Here is an 18,501-nt window from a genome sequence, read left to right as displayed (position 1 = left end):
AACACAACCGATACACTTAAATATTTATTTTATGAAAACAAAAATCTCAATTTTAGCATTAGCGATTTCCTCAGTAGCTTTTGCGCAGCAGACCTATTTTCAAAACAAGATTCCCACCAGTTCTTTAAAAGAGTTACAAAAAATTTCAAAAGAGCTTGCAACAACGTATTATAATACTCAATATTATAATCAGACCTCATTTGATCTGAATCAGGATCTAAAAATCCCGACAGTGAAAGATCAGGTAATTGTTGCAAAACTTGACAAAATCTACAGATACACCAATAAAAGTGAATCTTATACTTATAAAGTTGCCAACGATCCTTCCGCAGAACTCGTCCTTTCTAAATATGACAATATTATCACCGGAATGTACGTTTCAGGCTCCGGAGAAAAAGTAATGTATCATCAGGTAAACGATAATACATTTGCCATCTCTCAGGTCGCAGAAAAATTACTGATCGACCAGGATTCTTCGGATGATACGATCATTGACAAATCTTCAATAGAAAACTTAGTAACTGCCAAAACCAACAGCAATATTTGTTCTTCAAGCACTGCAGCCTGTTCAGCATCCACTGTAGATGTTATGGTTGTTTACACCAGTGCGGCAAGTACAGCATGGGGAGGAACTTCACAAAGTAATTCTTATATCGCAACAGCGATTACCAATTTCAATACCGCACTTACCAATTCCGGAATTACCAATGCAACCATCAATCTGGTCTATTCCGGGGTTATTTCCTACACAGAATCCGGAGATTTAAGCACAGATTTATCAAGATTGAGAGCTACGGCAGATGGTTATATGGATAATGTTCATACTCTAAGAACAACTTACGGAGCCGATCTTGTTTCTTTAGTTACCTCCACTCCTACCACGACTTGCGGACTAGGATATGTCAATACTTCACCAACCAACTATGTAGCTACAGCAGGTTTTTCTGCCGTTTTATATAATTGTGCAGTTTCCAATTATTCATTAGCTCACGAAATGGGACATAATATGGGATTGAGACATGACTGGTTTGTAGATACAAGCACAACACCTTGCAGCAACCATCACGGTTACACCAATGCAATCGCTATTACCAACGGAACTTCTGCAACATCTGCTCAAAAATGGAGAACCATTATGGCCTACAATGATGAATGTACCAGCGCAGGAATAAGCTGTACAAGAATCAACAGATGGGCAAATCCCGCGATCAATTATAATACGTATCCGACAGGTGTTGCTATTGGAAGCACAAATCCGGCCAATGAAGCTTACGGTTTTGCACGTTTTGTCTGTGTGGTTGCCGGGTTCACTCCTAGCGTAACTTCAGATATACTGGCTATTGAAGAAAGAGGAACAAAAACTAAAGAATTTGCTATTTATCCCAATCCCGCAAAAGACATCATCAATATTACAACTGATGAAAAAGAAAACTACAGTTTCGAAATCATTAATGCAACAGGACAGACTCTTCTGAAAACCACTTCAAAAGAGATAAACATAAGTAAATATCCAAGAGGAGAATACTTTATTAATATCTATTCGGGGAAAAATACTTTGGTAGGAAGTAAAAAATTCCTGAAAAATTAAAATATCATTCCACTTAATTAAAGTCTCCTTTTATTTTTTAATGACTGGAGATTTTTTTATATTCGTTTATGAATTATCTCGCCCATTCTTTTCTCTCATTTACTGACGGACAAATTGTCGGTCAGTTTCTGGAAGACTTTATACGGAACAAAGAGCGATTTTCTTTTCCTAAAGAAATTCAGGATGGGATCACAATGCATAGAGCCATTGATACTTTTACCGATTCACATCCTGCCATTCATGAAGCCAAGAAAGTATTCAGTCCATTGGTAAGATTATATGCAGGAGCTTTTGTAGATGTGGCAATGGATTATTTTTTAGCCAACGATTTGAGTTTACATTCAGAAAAAGGGTGGAAAGATCATTCGCTGAAAGTCTACAGGGTTTTAAATGAAAACAATGAATTCTTACCTGAAAACTTCAAAAGAATGCTTGTAAAGATGGAGCATGACGACTGGCTGTACAATTATCGCGAAGATTGGGGAATCAAATTCAGTATTCAAAACGTACTGAATAAAGCTAAATATCTGGAAAAAGATATTCCGGTCTTTCAGGCATTTCTTGACCATAAAGAAACTTTACAGAAATGCTATGATGATTTCTTTCCAGATCTTCTTGCCCATGCAAAAGCAGAAAATGCATTGTTACAGATGGAAAGATAATTGATTCTAAAATTGCTGATATAAATACCGGTTCGGATACGTCAGCTTTTCACTTTTCCTGTTTCCGTTGACAATAATATGAACAATATTAATCTGATCCTCAAATAAATTGTACAGAAAACTCACCGCCGTTTCAACTTTTTTAGGAGCAGCAACCCCTTCCGATTCAAGATAAAAATTTACAGATTCATTATCTTCCTCGTACCCTACATAATTTATTTTTAAAAACTTATTATCAGTTTTCAGTTTAAAATATTCAGCGGTGTAATTCTTTAAGGCTTCATTGAGCTGAGCTTTGTATTTCTCATCATTGAAATGAAATGGCTTTCCGTATTTTTGAGACAGTCCGTTTTCAAGATCATCCAGAAAAAACCTTCCTGTAATTTCAAAAGTCTTTGATTTGGAATTGTAATTAATTTCTACCGAACCTACATGATAAGGATGCTTCCCTTCTTTAAAAGAGAAAAGAAAAAAAATACAGCACAAAAACAACAAAAGCTTTTTCATAATATCAACCCATTGCTAAAATCTGTTCCGAAATTAATCATTATTTTCGTAACCTTTATTATGTAAAATTATGATGCAGGATTTTCTATTCTACTTAAACCTTGGTTGGGAACACATTATTTCATTAGATGCATTAGACCATCAGCTTTTTGTTCTAGCACTTATCGCGGTTTATTCGTACAGTGACTGGAAAAAAATATTGGTTTTGGTCACCGCATTTACAATTGGTCATTCAGTGACTTTAGCTTTAAGTATTTTAGATATTGTAAGAGTTCCTGCAGCCTGGGTGGAATTTCTTATTCCGCTTACGATCGTTTTAACAGCATTAGGAAATATTCTCCTGAAAAATAAAAAACAGTCTCAGAGCAAACTCAACTATTATTTAGCTTTGTTTTTCGGGCTCATTCACGGGATGGGATTTGCCAATACGGCGAGAGTGATGATTGCTAAAAGTCAGAGCATCGCATTACCTCTTTTAGGATTTAATGTAGGACTGGAAGTCGGGCAGATTGCCATTGTTTTCGGAATCCTTATTCTGCTTTTTATTCTTTTAAACTTATTTAAAGTCAATAAAAAAGACTGGATCCTGTTCGTTTCATCAGGCGTTTTCGCTTTATCCTTAAAAATGACATTGGAAAGAATTCCTTTTTAGCCTTGAAACATTTTCAAGTTTTCAGCTACTTATCATTATATTTGAAAATTAATTAAATCATTTCGGTTATGAAATTTAAAGTTTCAGCACTTTCAGTTCTTTTTTACATCGGTGCTTTTGCTCAAAACATTCAGAATAATCCGGGAAGCAATCACGGAAACAGGTTTGAACAATTGGGAACTATTTTACCAACTCCCAACGTGTACAGAACAGCTTCCGGAGCTCCGGGGCACGCTTATTGGCAAAACAAGGCAGATTATGACATCACTGCTTTTCTTGATGAAGATAAAAGAAATCTGAAAGGATCGGAAACCATTACCTATTACAATAATTCTCCGGATGATCTTGATTATATATGGCTTCAGCTGGACGAAAATCAGCAGTCTACCGTAAAAAAAGCAGATTTCCCTTCCTCTTCTACCCTTCCGAAAGCAGCTAATGATCAGCAGCTTAAAGCTTCTGAATTGCCTGCAAAAGATAACGGATATGGGGTGAATCTTGAAAAAGTAACAGACGCTTCGGGAAATCCGTTAAAATATACGGTCAACAAAACCATGATGCGTATTGATTTGCCTAAAGTCCTGAAAAAAGGAGAAAAACTGGTTTTCAAAGTCGACTGGAACTATAATATTCCCAACCGAATGAAAATGGGTGGTCGTGGCGGCTATGAAAACTTCGCCGAAGACGGAAACGATTTGTACACCATGACCCAGTGGTATCCGAGAATGTGCGTATACAGCGATTTCCACGGATGGCAGAATCACCAGTTTACTGGAAGAGGAGAATTTGCATTGGTATTCGGAAATTTTAAAGTTTCTATGAATGTCCCTGCAGATCACGTTGTAGGAGGAACCGGTGAATGTAAAAACTACGATCAGGTGTTAACATCAGATCAGTTAGCGAGATACAACAAATCTAAAACGTCAAGTGAGCCTGTAGAAATTGTAACGCTTGATGAAGCTAAAAAAGCAGAGAAAAATCATTCAAAACAAAGAAAAACATGGAATTTTGAAGCACATGATGTAAGAGATTTCGCATGGACTTCTTCCAGAAAATTTGTTTGGGACGGAATGGGAGTTACGATTCCTGAAAACAATAATAAAGTAATGGCGATGAGCTTCTACCCTAAAGAAGCTTACGGATTGTACAGAAAATTCTCTACAAAAGCCGTTGCACATACCATTAAAACTTATTCTGAATTTACAATTCCTTATCCGTATCCTGTTGCTCAGTCTGTGGAAGCATCCAACGGGATGGAATATCCAATGATCTGTTTCAATTACGGAAGAACGGAAAAAGACGGAACGTATTCGGAAGGAATCAAAAACGGAATGTTGGGCGTAGTTATTCACGAAGTTGGGCACAACTTTTTCCCAATGATCATCAATTCAGACGAAAGACAATGGAGCTGGATGGATGAAGGTCTGAATACATTCACAGAATATCTTACGGAAGAAAAATGGGACAATAAATTCCCTTCTAAAAGAGGACCGGCCTGGACGATCGTTGATTATATGAAACTTCCGAAAGATCAGCTGGAACCTATCATGAGTAACTCTGAAAACATTATCCAGTTTGGTCCGAATGCATATTCAAAACCGGCAACCGGATTGAATATCCTTCGTGAAACCATCATGGGAAGAGAGCTTTTTGATAAGGCTTTTAAAACGTATGCAAAAAGATGGGCATTCAAACATCCTGAACCTGCAGACTTTTTCCGTACCATGGAAGATGCAAGTGGTGAAGATCTGGACTGGTTCTGGAGAGGCTGGTTCTATGGAACAGATCCTGTAGATATCGCAATCGATAAAGTAACTATTGCGACTCCTGATCTGGAAACAGCTCCAAAACAGGCTTCGGAAACGAAATATAAAGTTGACAAACCTCTGCAAAATGAGTTTGAAGATATTTCAAAGGTCAGAAACAGAGAGGATAAGAACATCACTTTTTACGTAGATAAAGATAAAGAAGCTCAGGATTTCTATTACAGATACGACAGAGGTCAGGAAAAAGTAGATACCCAAAAAGAATATGTTTCTAAAACTGAAGGTACAGAACCTTTAACGGCCAAAGAAAAAGACAAATTTAAAAACCTTACGGCGTATCAGATCGATTTCGTAAACAAAGGAGGCTTGGTAATGCCAATTATCCTTGAATTTACTTTTGAAGACGGAACCAAGCTGACTGACAAATCTTCTGCACAAATCTGGAGACAGAACGAGCAGAAAGTTTCCAAGACGTATTACTTTGAGAAAAAATTAAAGTCAGTTCAATTAGATCCAATGAGAGAAACTGCCGATATTGATACTTCAAACAATTTCTGGAGCAATGATAACGGAACTGCTGAAGTTTCCAAATTCCAATTATTTAAACAAAAAGAAGGTGGCAATGCAAGAGGCGCATCCAACGGAAAAGTAAATCCGATGCAGGCAGCAGGAAAGAAAAACTAATATTATCTTATACCATTAATGAAAAATTTACTCGTATTTCTTTTTATCATTACCTCTTGTTTATTTTTTGGACAATCTGATGTGTATTTTGGAAAAAAACCACTTGTAGGAGCTGAGATTATTTTAGAAAATGGCGATATCAAAACAGGTTTTTTACAAGATTTTAAAATCGCAAGATATCTGAATTCTGATTTGCAATCTATAACAAGTATTGAGAAAAGATTAGATTACGATACCAAAGAGTTCAAATTCAAAGAAAATGTTAATTCGCCTATTCAGAAAATCAATATTGCAGATGTAAAGAGAATTGTCATTTTAAATACAGACGGTTCTGAAAGACTTGTTTATGACAAAATGAAACTAAAGACAGTCAATTCAAAACATGAAGTTGTTGATCTAAACAAAACCGTTATTTTACCTTTAGAACAAGAAGGAAAGCTTAATCTATATGGTATTACTTTGATGTTATACAGCACAAACTCTACACAATTTGGAGTTACTACGAAAGGAAGTTATGCAACTACCCTGTTCATTCCTTATCTTAAACATTCTGACAGTGAATATGCCTATCTTCCGTTTGATATTAATCGTATGAACCTTTTTAATCTGGGAAAGCTTGAAGGGAAATTCAAGATAGCCTTGCAGGAAGCAACAAAACCTTGCCCTGAATTTCAGGCAAATATAGATGAAACGATGAAGGTCTTTGAAAAGCCAATGAAAAAGGAAATAAAGCAAATGTATTACGATAAAGAAGAAAAAAAGAAACAAATTCGTAAAGCAACTAAAGATAAAGCTGAAGAAGAGTTTTTACAAATGAAAGTTGATGCCGAATATGGAATGGATCCTTATCTAAACCTTGTAGATGCTTACAATCAAAAATGTACTCAATAAAATATTACCCAACCTCCAAAATTATGGAGGTTTTTTTCTGCCAAAATTTCCACTACAAAAAAATAAAGTCTGCCATTTCAACTCAGAACAATCGATGGCACGCATTTAGAGAATTTCAACACAGAAATAATTAAAAAATTAAATATATTATGTCAGTAAACTTTAAACCATTAGCAGACAGAGTTTTGGTAGAGCCAATTGCAGCAGAAACTAAAACAGCTTCAGGTATTATTATTCCGGACACCGCAAAAGAAAAACCACAGGAAGGGACTGTAGTAGCAGTAGGTCCAGGTAAAAAAGACGAGCCGACAACTGTGAAAGTAGGTGACAAAGTTCTTTATGGAAAATATTCAGGTTCTGAATTGAAATTAGAAGGTAAAGATTATTTAATTGTAAAAGAAGGAGATTTACTCGGAATCATTGGTTAATTCGTAAAAAGTAAAATGTATTCATGTAAAATGATTTCATGGATATAAAAATTCATTAATACATTGTACAAAGTACATTAATACAATCAAAATATTATGGCAAAAGAAATAAAATTCGATATTGAATCAAGAGACGCTTTAAAAAGAGGTGTTGATGCATTGGCTAATGCAGTAAAAGTAACGTTGGGACCAAAAGGGAGAAACGTAGTAATCGAAAAATCTTTCGGTGCACCTCACGTTACTAAGGACGGTGTTTCTGTAGCAAAAGAAATCGAACTTGAAGACAGAGTAGAAAACATGGGAGCGCAAATGGTAAAAGAAGTGGCTTCCAAAACTAATGATATCGCAGGAGACGGTACTACTACCGCTACTGTATTGGCACAGGCTATCGTAAGAGAAGGTCTTAAGAACGTAGCTGCAGGTGCAAACCCAATGGATTTGAAAAGAGGAATCGACAAAGCGGTAACTGCTGTTGTTGAAAACTTAAAATCTCAGTCTAAAACGGTTGGAGATTCTACAGAAATGGTGAAGCAGGTTGCTTCAGTTTCTGCTAACAACGACGAAACAATCGGTGCTTTGATCGCTGAAGCTTTCGGAAAAGTAGGTAAAGAAGGAGTTATCACTGTAGAAGAAGCTAAAGGAATCGATACAACAGTAGACGTTGTAGAAGGGATGCAGTTTGACAGAGGTTACCAGTCACCATATTTCGTGACTAACCCTGAGAAAATGTTAGCTGAACTTGAAAATCCATATATCCTTTTAGTGGAGAAAAAAATCTCTTCTATGAAAGAATTATTACCAGTTCTTGAACCAATCGCTCAAGGTGGGAAATCTTTATTGATCATCTCTGAAGAAGTTGAAGGTGAAGCTTTGGCTACTTTAGTGGTAAACAAATTAAGAGGTTCTCTTAAAATTGCTGCTGTAAAAGCTCCAGGATTCGGAGACAGAAGAAAAGCAATGTTGGAAGATATCGCGATCCTTACAGGAGGAACAGTGATTTCTGAAGAGCAAGGTTTCACCATGGAAAACATCACTATGGATATGTTGGGAACTGCTGAGAAAGTATCTATCGATAAAGACAACACAACTGTAGTAAACGGTGGTGGTGAAGAAAGCAAAATCAAAGGTAGAGTGGCTCAGATCAAAGCTCAGATGGAAACTTCTACTTCTGACTACGATAAAGAAAAATTGCAGGAGAGATTAGCTAAATTAGCTGGTGGTGTTGCTGTACTTTACGTAGGGGCAGCTTCTGAAGTTGAAATGAAAGAGAAAAAAGACAGAGTAGATGATGCACTTCACGCTACAAGAGCAGCAGTTGAAGAAGGTATCGTTGCAGGTGGTGGTGTTGCTTTGGTAAGAGCTATTGCTTCTCTAGAAAACCTTTCTGGATCAAACGCAGACGAAAATACAGGGATCAAAATCGTAAAAAGAGCGATCGAAGAGCCATTGAGACAAATCGTTGCTAACGCAGGTGGTGAAGGTTCTGTAATCGTTGCTAAAGTAGCAGAAGGAAGCGGAGATTTCGGATACAATGCTAAAACTGACGAATACGTAAACATGCTTGAAGCAGGGATCATCGACCCTACAAAAGTAACAAGAGTTGCTCTTGAAAACGCAGCTTCTGTTTCTGGAATGCTTCTTACCACTGAATGTGTGATCACTGAAGTGAAGAGCACTGAACCAGCTATGCCAATGGGTGGTGGAATGCCAGGAATGATGTAACGGTCAGCGACCGAGGCAAATTAATATACTAACCGCTCTGTATAGCAGAGCGGTTTTATTTTACAAATAATTTAAAACTATAATCAAAAATGAAAACAGGAAAAATTTTAGATCCAATACATGGGTTAATCGAAATCACTGAGATAGAAGAATTTATAATTAATCAAAAAATTTTTGGGAGGTTAAGAAAAGTAAAACAAAATACATTGCTTAATTATATATTTCCAGGAGCAAATCATACAAGATTTGAGCATTCAATTGGTGTTATGCATTTGGCAGAAATGATATATAATAAATCCAATGAGAATGTAGAAACAACTTACTTAAAAAAACAAAAATATGGTGTAGATAAAAAATATTTTTCAGTAATTGATTACATTAAAGAAAAAAATAAACAAGAAGTAATTTTACAAGAACTTCGATTAGCAGCTCTTTTGCACGATATAGGGCATGGACCAACCTCTCATAAGTTTGATGATTTTACAATTACAGGTGAACAACTATTAGAAATTCTTTACACTAAAAAAAATATATTTAATGAATATTTAAATTACTTCGAAAAGTATATAGATTTAAAAAATTTAAAAAATGATAAAATCGAACATGAACTAGTTTCATGTGTATTTGTTATAAATTTGATTCATACACTTAAGGAAAACCAGAATTTTACGGACGAATCTAAGGAAATCATACATTTATTAAGAATAAAAAATATTCTCAAGATGATTGATCCAGAATTTTTACCTGACTATGAGATTGAAATTGAAGGTAAAAATTTCACAAATTATTTCAATTCAATAATTGCGAGCTTTCCATTTGATGCTGATAGGATGGATTATTTATATAGAGATAGTTTTTATTCTGGTGTAAAGTATGGTTTTTTTGACCAAAGTCGAATTTTAGCTTCACTTTTACCTGTTGAACATCAAGGAAAATTTACTTTAGGGATTAAGAAAAGTGGCCTAGACTCAATTATTAGATTTATTCAGTCAAGAAATCATTTATATACACAAGTTTACTTTCATAAAACAAATTGTGCAACAAATGCAATGTTAGATTTTGTTTTTAGAAATTTAGAAAATGAAAGCGCATTAGAGAATATAAAAGACTATGATAGTTTTGAAAACTTCTATTGCAAAAATGGTGATGAATATTTTTTTAATAATACACTAAAAACAATATTGGACAATAATGGATGTAAAATTTGTGAAGCTGGATGCGTTGAAAATGATGTATTAGATGAATTATTGGATCGAAATTTATGGAAAAAGGCTATCGAAATGCGAGAAAATATACAAGTAGATAAAATAGATGAGGAAAAAATTCATAATATAAAAGATTACGTGAAAGCTCTTAAAGAAAAAGAAGAAATTCATAGATATGATCCTAATAAAATGATCAAGCTTAAATCCAAGCTTGAAAACGAAGAAAAAAAAATATATATTCAAGAACATTATTCTTCAAATTTTGGTCTTAAAGGTATTGAAAAATCTAAGCTAGTATTAATTGATCAAGAACATGTAAATGGTGTAAGGGACGATTGGAATAAAATTAATGATGAATTTTACTTTTTAAGTCAAACAAATGTATTTATAAAAAGAATATATGTTAGAAGAACATTTAATACAGCTAAAGAATTTACTGAAATTGAGAATAAAATCAAACAATATATGAAAGAGTTAGACATGAAATAGCTCTTCCTGCTACTCAAAATCTCCAACTTAAGTCAATAAAATAATAAATCCTAGTTCTCACTAGGATTTATTCATCAATTTTATATTTTTCTATATCGAAGTCAAAATCAAATAATTCCTTCGGCGGAATTTTAAATACTGAAGCCATTTTAAGAATAGTTTCAATGGTTGGATTTCCTTTACCATTTTCATATTTATTATAATTACTGGAATCAAAAACTGAATTTTGTGCAACAGCATCCATAGAATTATATTTTTTCTTTCTTATCTCCTTGAGATGTTCAGAAAAACATTGCATATACAATTTTAAAACTTCTTTGCTATCCATTAATTTTATAATTAGTAGCAATTTTGGAATTTCAATTAAATATTCCATGGTAATATATTACCATAATTAAGAAAATATATTATATTTGCCAATAGATTACATTCGAAAATGTAATTTTGCGATACTTCAACGAAATATAGAAGCTATTGCTTAGAATCTTGTCATAGAAAACTGGTAATTTTTAAAGCAACAAGATGATAAGTATGAAGCTCACGACATAGGCGTGAGCTCTCTTATCTGTTGCACGGTATACCAGTACCTCTATGACAGATATTGTAGAGTCTCATGCCGTTTTTATTTTTATGCAGTTCTACTCTTCTACAATATTTTTTCTAAGCCTACTCTTCCATATAAAGTATCATGTATGTTACAATGGAGTGTACAATCCATTGCGGCTTTAGGGCTTTTAGAAAAACACAAATTCTAAAATATTCACTGGGCTTGGTTCAGGTTTTACCAAAACATCCTCCTTTACAACCAATAAAAAACACACAAAATATAAGAATGATGAATTCAAGAAAACTTAAAATTCATACGAGATACCAAACAAGTACGGACAGGATAATAACTGTTCCGGAAATCCGGCTTAAAGGAAAATGGCTGGAAAAGCTAGGTTTTAAAGAAGGGCAAATAGTAGATATCACCCAAAAGAAAAACAAGCTTACGATAACTGTCGATAAAAAAGAGAAATAATAAGGTAACCAATCTGAGTTGATGATTTTGCATTTCATTACAAACACTATTGCGGGAAACAAAATACACTTGCATTTTGTTTCCCGCAACTTGCGTAAGACTTTTGTACAACGCAGGAGATTACAAACAAGGTTGTTTGTAATCTCCTGCGTATGCATTTTATGATAAACAACCTTGTTTTAAATCAAATAACAACGACGGAGATCGCAAACAGAGTTGTGACGGAGTTTAGTAATTTTTATATTTCATTTTAGCAAAATAAAACCTGTTGACTTTGAGCCAACAAAAGAACCCCTTTAAAATATTCCATTGTTCTTTTTCACATTTTTTTCTTAGTTTAGCCCGTTCAAAAAACTGAATTAAAATTGTGCATTGGCTATCATTAGCCAATATTTTCTCTTGTATAAACTTAACCCATGAAACAAATTGTATTGCTTTTTTTAATGCTGTCATGTCTGATCAATATTCAGGCTCAGCAAACTCAGACAGATTATTTTTTAGGAAACAGAACCTATTGTAAAAAACCGGATACTGAAAGATTCAATCAAATATATCCTCTGGGAATAAAGTCTGTGCAAAAAAACCTATACCTCGGTGCCGCTTTCAAAATCTTTGCAGAAGTCATAGAAACCAACCAATCTTTTTGCGATGCCTATTTTTGGGCCGGATATACTTTAAGATTAAGCAATATGGAGAATGAAGCGGTTGTTTTCTATCACGCTGCAGACAGCCTTGCCCAAAACAGATCCATAGAATTTAAACAGAATCTTGCCACCCTCGCTATGAAAGTAGGAAGAATGACTTTTTCCAGAAAGAAATTCCAGGAAATGACAGAATATTTTCCTGAAAGTCCTGAAGGATATTATGGAGTCGGACTTACCTCTTTATTTATAGAAGACTACAAAAATGGTCTTGAAAATATAAATATTGCCGAAAATAAATACGGTACTCCCAATAAAGACGCTCAATGCCTTAAAGCTGTATTATTAACACTCAATGAAAAATATGAAGAGGCTATTCCCTATTTTGAAAAGGTAGAATCAAACTTTAAAAAAGATGACACTTTTAATGGATGCTACGCATTGAGCCTGCAGCAAGTCGGAATCAAAAACACAGATGAGAAACTGATGAAAAAGTCTAAAAAATATTATGAAAGGGTACAAAACAAGGCCGGCTTACCTGATCTCATTAAAAATACTTTGAAAACCTAAGGGACAATTAAATAAAGACAGGATAAGACGTAGATAATTCTATTAAATATCCTATAAAGAATAATAGATAACCGCTCAATGACCAGAGCGGTTTTTTGGTGAACTTAAATAATTTTTCCAATAGTTAAATACATTATATTATTTATTTTTAGCTAAAACTAATTATATGAAAATTTTACAAAACTTTAAATTGAATCAACACACTGAATCAGCAATTGAAAAATACGCTAATATCTTAACTAAAATTGGTATTACTACTTCATTTATTGGTGCAATCATGCAATATATTGACTTGATATTAATAGGATCAGGTACATGGATTTTATCATATTTTTCAGTAAGTCATATAATTTTTGAAGGAATCAACTATATGATTTATTATGTATTACTTATTTTTTCTTTTAATACTTTAGGAAGTCATATTGGAAAAGTTATATTTAAAGAATCTTTATTATATAAATTATATTTAGGAATCGTAATTTTAATTATAACAATAATTTCATTTATTCTTTCAAAAGCAAATGACATCTTATTATATACAGCTCCATTTATGTTTTTAACATACAGTTTTTCTTTGTATTTAATAATTTATAGCTTTAATACAAAAGAACTGACAAGAAGAATAAAGAATGAAAAAAATGATAACAATAATGATATCCCATTTGAAGTTGATTTTTTTCACATCTTTATAATTGGAATCATAGGACTGAATGTATTAAACTATTTAGCTCCAAGGTCAGTTATTTCAACACCGTCTGATATGCTTACTAATTTTCCTGTTTTAAAACACGAATTTAATAATAAAGAAATTATTGAAAAATATTATAAAAATGATACCTATATTTTTATCAGATATAAGAATGAAAAAAAAGAAGATAAATTAATGATTAAAAAGATAGACGAATTGCTGGATGACAAAACTAAAGCTACTACTGTTAAATCATTACCAAATCTATAATATTCCCCCCTACTGGTACAAGTGTCTCGCTCATACCAATAAATACAAAAAAACGCTCAACTCCAGAGCAGTTTCCCATTTCAACCCAAACTCAACATTGTCAATTCTCAATCCGTGACTTTTCCCTATCTTTAAAACCAAATCCCACCACCATTGAAAACAAAATTATTTCTCTTTTCGTTTTTCGGCTTATTCTTCGCGAATGCACAAACCCTAAATTTTAAACATCTTTCGGATATGTCTGTGGGCAGGGGAGCTATAAGCAGCGTCATTGTAGATGATAATATTTATGTAAGCAATGGGTATAAAGACACCGATGGCAATGCCAACTTTATTGAGAAATACAGTATAAAAGATAACCGCTGGAGTGTGATCAACTCTACCCTGCTTCCTAAAAGATTCGCCAATTCGGAGACTTACAATAATAAAGTTTATATTTTTAACGGCTGGGGAAATAGCCATCTTGAAATTGTAGATCTTGCAACTCATAAAGTAACGAAGGGAGCTGTTAATCATTCCTATACAGGAAATGCAGGTTCTGCCATTCATAATGGAAAAATATATACATTCGGAGGAAGCGGGCTAAACAATGCCGCCACCACAGTATTTTCTAACAGATTCCAATACTATGATATTGCTTCAGATACATGGCATCCATTACCGGATATGCCTAAAGCCAGAGAAACAAAAGGCAAAATTGTGAATGATAAACTGTATGTCATTGGTGGTTTTAATGGTACCTCATCCCGCCTGATCGATGTTTACGATCTCAACAAAAATCTTTGGACTGAGCAATATACGATGCCTTCCGGGATATCCGGTCATTCATTAGCAGTATCCGGTAATAAGATTTTTATTGCAGGCGGTTATAATAATCAGACTTTTTTAGCCTATTTTGATACTGAAACCAATAAACTGCATCAATTATCTTCAAACATGATCCCGCGAAGACATGCTGCTGCGGAAATTTATAACAATAAATTATACATCATGGGTGGAAGTACAACATCTTTAACCAAATCAGCCATTAAAAGCATTCAGGTTGCGGATATTAGCGAAGAAGCACTTTCCGCTGCAGCAACCAATGAAGATGTATTTAAATCAAAAGTTTATACCAATGCACAGAGAGACGGCTTTACGATCAGTAATAAAAATAACAGCAACCAGTTTGAATACATTGTTTATACATTGGATGGAAAAGAAGCCGGAAAAGGTTTTGCATATTACAATCAAAATATAGATTTATCAAAAGTACCCCGCGGAACGTATATTTTTACGTATAAAAATGAAAAAGGGGTTTTGCAGAAAGTGAGGGTGATTAGATAAGAATATTAATAAAAACAATCATGAAAAGAATTTTATCAACAATTACAATTTTACTTTTTTTGGTAAGCACCAGATTATCTTCGCAAACCGTTAAGAATATGAACACCGATTTGGAAGAATTTATTAAAACCGAATCAAAAGAAGGCGGAAAATTCGACTTTAAAAATGTAGTGGAAAAATATGATGGAGCTTTCGTAGCTTTCGATAAAGTTTTATACAACAAAAAAGATTTTACAATTTTGATGTGGGGAGCTGCAGTAAATCAAACTGGAATAAAAGATTTTGAAAAAGCTCAATTATTATGGGAAGAAATCAATCACCGAAAATTAACAGTACCAGAATTAAAAGCGCTAAAAAAAGGTGTTGAGACAAAACTACAATAATAAAGATCTCACTTTAATGGTTCGATTGCCTCACTTATATTCACAAACATAACACCGCTCAATTTCCACAGCGGTTTTTTAATTCCAAAACAAATACCTAAGTTTACAGGTTCTTCCAATTTCAAAAACACTTTCACAATGGAAAACAAAAAAGAGGAAAAGATTCTGGATAACGGTCCATTTTATCATGGTACAAAAGCTGATTTACAAATCGGTGATGTACTGAGTGCCGGATTTCAATCGAATTATTATCCTGAGATCATTATGAACCATATTTACTTTACGGCTTTACAAAACGGAGCAGGATTAGCTGCTGCATTGGCAAAAGGAGAAAATCGTGAACGTATTTATATTGTAGAACCAACAGGAGCATTTGAAAATGATCCCAATGTAACCGATAAAAAATTTCCGGGAAACCCTACCCGATCTTATCGCAGTAAAGAGCCTGTGAGAATTGTCGGAGAAATAACAGACTGGATCAGGTTAACCGATGAAGAACTTCAAAACTGGCGGGAAAGAATTGTAAAGCTTAGAGAAAATCCGAATGCAGAAATTATAAATTAGAATTGCAAAACGTAATGTTCAATAAAATATCATCCAGCTTTACTAAAAAACCACCAATGAAAAAAACCTTCGAATTCCTTAAACAGTTAGAAAAAAATAATAATCGTGAATGGCTTGCTCAGCACAAAGCCGAGTATGATTCGATTCTAAAAGAAAACAAAGTCTTTTTCAATCAGATTTATACTGAGCTTCAGGAATATGATAATTTAAAAGGAATCCATATTTTCAAAATTTACAGAGATGTTCGCTTTTCTAAAGATAAAACTCCATACAAGACTAACTTCGGAGTTGGATATTCCCGTTCAAAACCAATGCTGAGAGGAGGCTATTATATCCAGCTCGAACCTGGCAACAGCTTTGCAGGAGGTGGATTCTGGGGACCCGATGCCAAAGATCTGCTCCGTATCCGTAAAGAATTTGAAATCAATACCGCAGAAATTGAAAAGATCACTTCAGACGATACATTCATAAAATATTTTGAAGAAATTAAAGGCGATGCCGTAAAAACTGCCCCAAGAGGATTTGATAAAAATCATCCTGCCATAGATCTCATCAGAAAAAAACAATATGTAGTGATGAGAAAATTCACAGATAAAGAAGTTCTATCCGATAGTTTTCAGAGAGAAATCGTTCTCACTTTATTAGCTATGCGTCCTTTTTTTGATTATATGAGCGAAGTACTGACTACAGATTTAAATGGGGAATCTTTATTTTAAAATATAAAGAAAGCGTTTAAAAACTTTTTGCCTTGTATAAACCCGGTTACTATTTTATTTATTTTTATAACACCCTAAATCATCAACCAAAAATATTAATACCATGAATCTCAAAACCCTGCTCACTCACACCGTTCAGTACAACAACTGGGTGGTCAACAAGTATCTCGACTGGCTTTCTGCCAAGTCTGATCAACAACTTAATCAGGAAGTCATTTCAAGCTTTCCGACAATCCTGAAAACACTGCATCATATCTGGCAATCACAGGAATATTGGTGGAGCCAAATTTCAGAAACCCATAATTTTGATTTTGAAGGCACTTCAGCAACCATCGACAGAGAAGGAATTTTCAATGGCATCAGAAACAATTCACAAAAACTGATGGAATATGTTGAAAGTTTATCCGAAAAAGATCTTGCAAAAAATGTAAAAATCGATTCACAATGGTTTCAATGCGATTTCTCAAAATATGAATACATTCAGCATATTGTTTTACATGGGACTTATCACCGAGGACAAATTGTAACAATGGGAAGAAACGTGGGAATCACCGATGCTCCAATGACAGATTACAACTTCTGGAATATTTATAAAGAGGCAGATGTAGAAAATAGTAATTAATTCACTATCCATTAAAAATACAATAAACCTTTCTATTTCAAGAAGGGTTTTATTATATTCGGAAAAAATTATTACTGAAAACACTAACGATATTTCATATGTCTATTCAAGATCAAATCCAAGAATATATAACCAATCAGCCGGAGCCCAAAAGCAGCGATATGCAGGAACTGCACAATATCATTCTCAAACTCATGCCTGAATGTAAACTTTGGTTTTTAGACGGCAAAAATGAAGAAGGTAAAATTGTTTCCAATCCGAATATCGGGTATGGATCCTATCGTATACACTATGCAGACGGAACAGCCAGAGAATTTTATCAGATTGGTCTCAGTGCAAACTCTACCGGAATTTCTGTTTATATCATGGGAATTGAAGATAAAAAACATCTGCTCCAAACTTATGGAGAGAAAATAGGAAAAGCAAGCGTGACCGGATATTGTATTAAGTTCAAAAAACTGAAAGATATTAATATCGAAATACTGAAAGCAGCCCTACAAGACGGAGCTAAGAGATCTGCATAAACAGAATATGAAAAACAAATTGTTACCCTTTATCTTTAAATATAAATACTTTCTGATCTATATTGTATTTTTTGGATTTGTATCTTTCCTATTCAATTCTAAACAAAAAGAATATTATTTAGAAAAAGATATTCAGTCTTTTAAAGAAAACCTTTATCCCAGAATAGCCTTATTTTCCAGCGGAATATTAATATGCATCATGCTTACAATCGGTTTTCTGAAGAAATTAAAGTTTAAACAAATTTTGAACCTCTTCATTTCCGGTTCATTTATTTGTTTTATGATCTTCTTCCTGATGCAGAATACGGTCACTTGTTTATGCCTATTTATAAATAGATTAGATACAAAAAAAGAGATCAACAATTCTTATAAAACCATCTATATCTCCGATAATAAATATTTTACAGCAGAAAACACCACTCAACCAAAAGATTTCATCAATGAATCAGACTATTATAAATATTTTGGATTAAAGGACGCTTCAAAATTAAAAAACGGAGATATAATCAAGCTAAAATTTAAACAAGGACTACTTAATATGAATTACTTTATTGCAGAATAACTTCATCCAGTTTGGCGGGA

The 18,501-nt window shown here is 33.8% G+C and carries 20 protein-coding genes; 18 read left to right on the top strand and 2 right to left on the bottom strand.

All coding sequences use genetic code 11. The features are described from left to right. Positions 1-31 precede the first annotated feature (31 nt). On the top strand, positions 32-1,588 hold the full coding sequence (locus JI747_RS20090; RefSeq protein ID WP_225690711.1) for a zinc-dependent metalloprotease: 1,557 nt from the start codon (positions 32-34) through the stop codon (positions 1,586-1,588). Between the two features lie 68 nt (positions 1,589-1,656). Continuing rightward, positions 1,657-2,250 (top strand): acyl carrier protein phosphodiesterase, encoded by a 594-nt coding sequence (locus tag JI747_RS20085; protein WP_225690709.1) that lies wholly within the window; start codon positions 1,657-1,659, stop codon positions 2,248-2,250. A 6-nt stretch (positions 2,251-2,256) separates the two neighbouring features. On the opposite strand, the gene JI747_RS20080 is transcribed toward JI747_RS20085, so the two are convergent. Beyond that, positions 2,257-2,757, bottom strand: coding sequence for a DUF6702 family protein (locus JI747_RS20080; RefSeq protein ID WP_225690707.1), 501 nt, complete (start codon positions 2,755-2,757; stop codon positions 2,257-2,259). A gap of 73 nt (positions 2,758-2,830) precedes the next feature. On the opposite strand from JI747_RS20080, the gene JI747_RS20075 reads away from it, so the two are divergent. From JI747_RS20075 to JI747_RS20050, 6 genes are all read left to right on the top strand, one after another. Continuing rightward, positions 2,831-3,409, top strand: a complete 579-nt coding sequence (locus tag JI747_RS20075; protein WP_225690808.1) for a HupE/UreJ family protein — start codon at positions 2,831-2,833, stop codon at positions 3,407-3,409. Between the two features lie 68 nt (positions 3,410-3,477). Next, positions 3,478-5,859, top strand: a complete 2,382-nt coding sequence (locus tag JI747_RS20070; RefSeq protein ID WP_225690705.1) for a M1 family metallopeptidase — start codon at positions 3,478-3,480, stop codon at positions 5,857-5,859. 18 nt (positions 5,860-5,877) lie between these two features. Beyond that, on the top strand, positions 5,878-6,750 hold the full coding sequence (locus JI747_RS20065) for a hypothetical protein (protein ID WP_225690703.1): 873 nt from the start codon (positions 5,878-5,880) through the stop codon (positions 6,748-6,750). Between the two features lie 149 nt (positions 6,751-6,899). After that, positions 6,900-7,178 (top strand): co-chaperone GroES, encoded by a 279-nt coding sequence (locus JI747_RS20060; RefSeq protein ID WP_039369684.1) that lies wholly within the window; start codon positions 6,900-6,902, stop codon positions 7,176-7,178. 96 nt (positions 7,179-7,274) lie between these two features. Beyond that, positions 7,275-8,900, top strand: coding sequence for a chaperonin GroEL (groL, locus tag JI747_RS20055; protein ID WP_225690701.1), 1,626 nt, complete (start codon positions 7,275-7,277; stop codon positions 8,898-8,900). Between the two features lie 89 nt (positions 8,901-8,989). After that, positions 8,990-10,594, top strand: a complete 1,605-nt coding sequence (locus tag JI747_RS20050) for an HD domain-containing protein (protein WP_225690699.1) — start codon at positions 8,990-8,992, stop codon at positions 10,592-10,594. A 67-nt stretch (positions 10,595-10,661) separates the two neighbouring features. On the opposite strand, the gene JI747_RS20045 is transcribed toward JI747_RS20050, so the two are convergent. Beyond that, complete coding sequence (locus tag JI747_RS20045; RefSeq protein WP_225690697.1) at positions 10,662-10,970, bottom strand: helix-turn-helix domain-containing protein; 309 nt, start codon at positions 10,968-10,970, stop codon at positions 10,662-10,664. A gap of 456 nt (positions 10,971-11,426) precedes the next feature. Here JI747_RS20045 and JI747_RS20040 point away from each other — a divergent pair, with 456 nt between their 5' ends. The 10 genes from JI747_RS20040 to JI747_RS19995 all read left to right on the top strand — a co-directional run bounded on the left by JI747_RS20040 (position 11,427) and on the right by JI747_RS19995 (position 18,481). Next, positions 11,427-11,615 carry a SymE family type I addiction module toxin gene (locus JI747_RS20040; protein ID WP_225690695.1) on the top strand — a complete coding sequence of 63 codons (189 nt, stop codon included), beginning with the start codon at positions 11,427-11,429 and terminating at the stop codon, positions 11,613-11,615. Positions 11,616-12,031: 416 nt separating this feature from the next. Then, the gene (locus tag JI747_RS20035; RefSeq protein WP_225690693.1) at positions 12,032-12,826 is read left to right on the top strand and encodes a tetratricopeptide repeat protein; all 795 of its coding nucleotides are present in this window, start codon (positions 12,032-12,034) and stop codon (positions 12,824-12,826) included. Between the two features lie 166 nt (positions 12,827-12,992). Continuing rightward, the gene (locus JI747_RS20030; RefSeq protein WP_225690691.1) at positions 12,993-13,784 is read left to right on the top strand and encodes a hypothetical protein; all 792 of its coding nucleotides are present in this window, start codon (positions 12,993-12,995) and stop codon (positions 13,782-13,784) included. Between the two features lie 153 nt (positions 13,785-13,937). Then, entirely contained in the window at positions 13,938-15,110 is a 1,173-nt protein-coding gene (locus tag JI747_RS20025) for a T9SS C-terminal target domain-containing protein (protein WP_225690689.1), read from the top strand. Positions 15,111-15,130: 20 nt separating this feature from the next. Beyond that, positions 15,131-15,493 (top strand): hypothetical protein, encoded by a 363-nt coding sequence (locus JI747_RS20020; protein ID WP_225690680.1) that lies wholly within the window; start codon positions 15,131-15,133, stop codon positions 15,491-15,493. Between the two features lie 138 nt (positions 15,494-15,631). Continuing rightward, positions 15,632-16,057 (top strand): NAD(+)--rifampin ADP-ribosyltransferase, encoded by a 426-nt coding sequence (arr, locus tag JI747_RS20015; protein ID WP_225690679.1) that lies wholly within the window; start codon positions 15,632-15,634, stop codon positions 16,055-16,057. Positions 16,058-16,113: 56 nt separating this feature from the next. Then, entirely contained in the window at positions 16,114-16,773 is a 660-nt protein-coding gene (locus JI747_RS20010) for a DUF2461 domain-containing protein (protein WP_225690669.1), read from the top strand. A 103-nt stretch (positions 16,774-16,876) separates the two neighbouring features. Then, entirely contained in the window at positions 16,877-17,395 is a 519-nt protein-coding gene (locus tag JI747_RS20005; protein ID WP_225690667.1) for a DinB family protein, read from the top strand. A gap of 98 nt (positions 17,396-17,493) precedes the next feature. Continuing rightward, positions 17,494-17,919 carry a DUF1801 domain-containing protein gene (locus tag JI747_RS20000; protein WP_225690665.1) on the top strand — a complete coding sequence of 142 codons (426 nt, stop codon included), beginning with the start codon at positions 17,494-17,496 and terminating at the stop codon, positions 17,917-17,919. Between the two features lie 7 nt (positions 17,920-17,926). Beyond that, entirely contained in the window at positions 17,927-18,481 is a 555-nt protein-coding gene (locus JI747_RS19995) for a hypothetical protein (protein WP_225690663.1), read from the top strand. Positions 18,482-18,501 lie beyond the last annotated feature (20 nt).

The organism is Chryseobacterium tagetis (genome assembly GCF_016735585.2).
In the GTDB taxonomy this organism is placed as follows: Bacteria; Bacteroidota; Bacteroidia; order Flavobacteriales; family Weeksellaceae; genus Chryseobacterium; species Chryseobacterium tagetis.
This window is presented reverse-complemented; position numbering and strand designations above follow the sequence as displayed.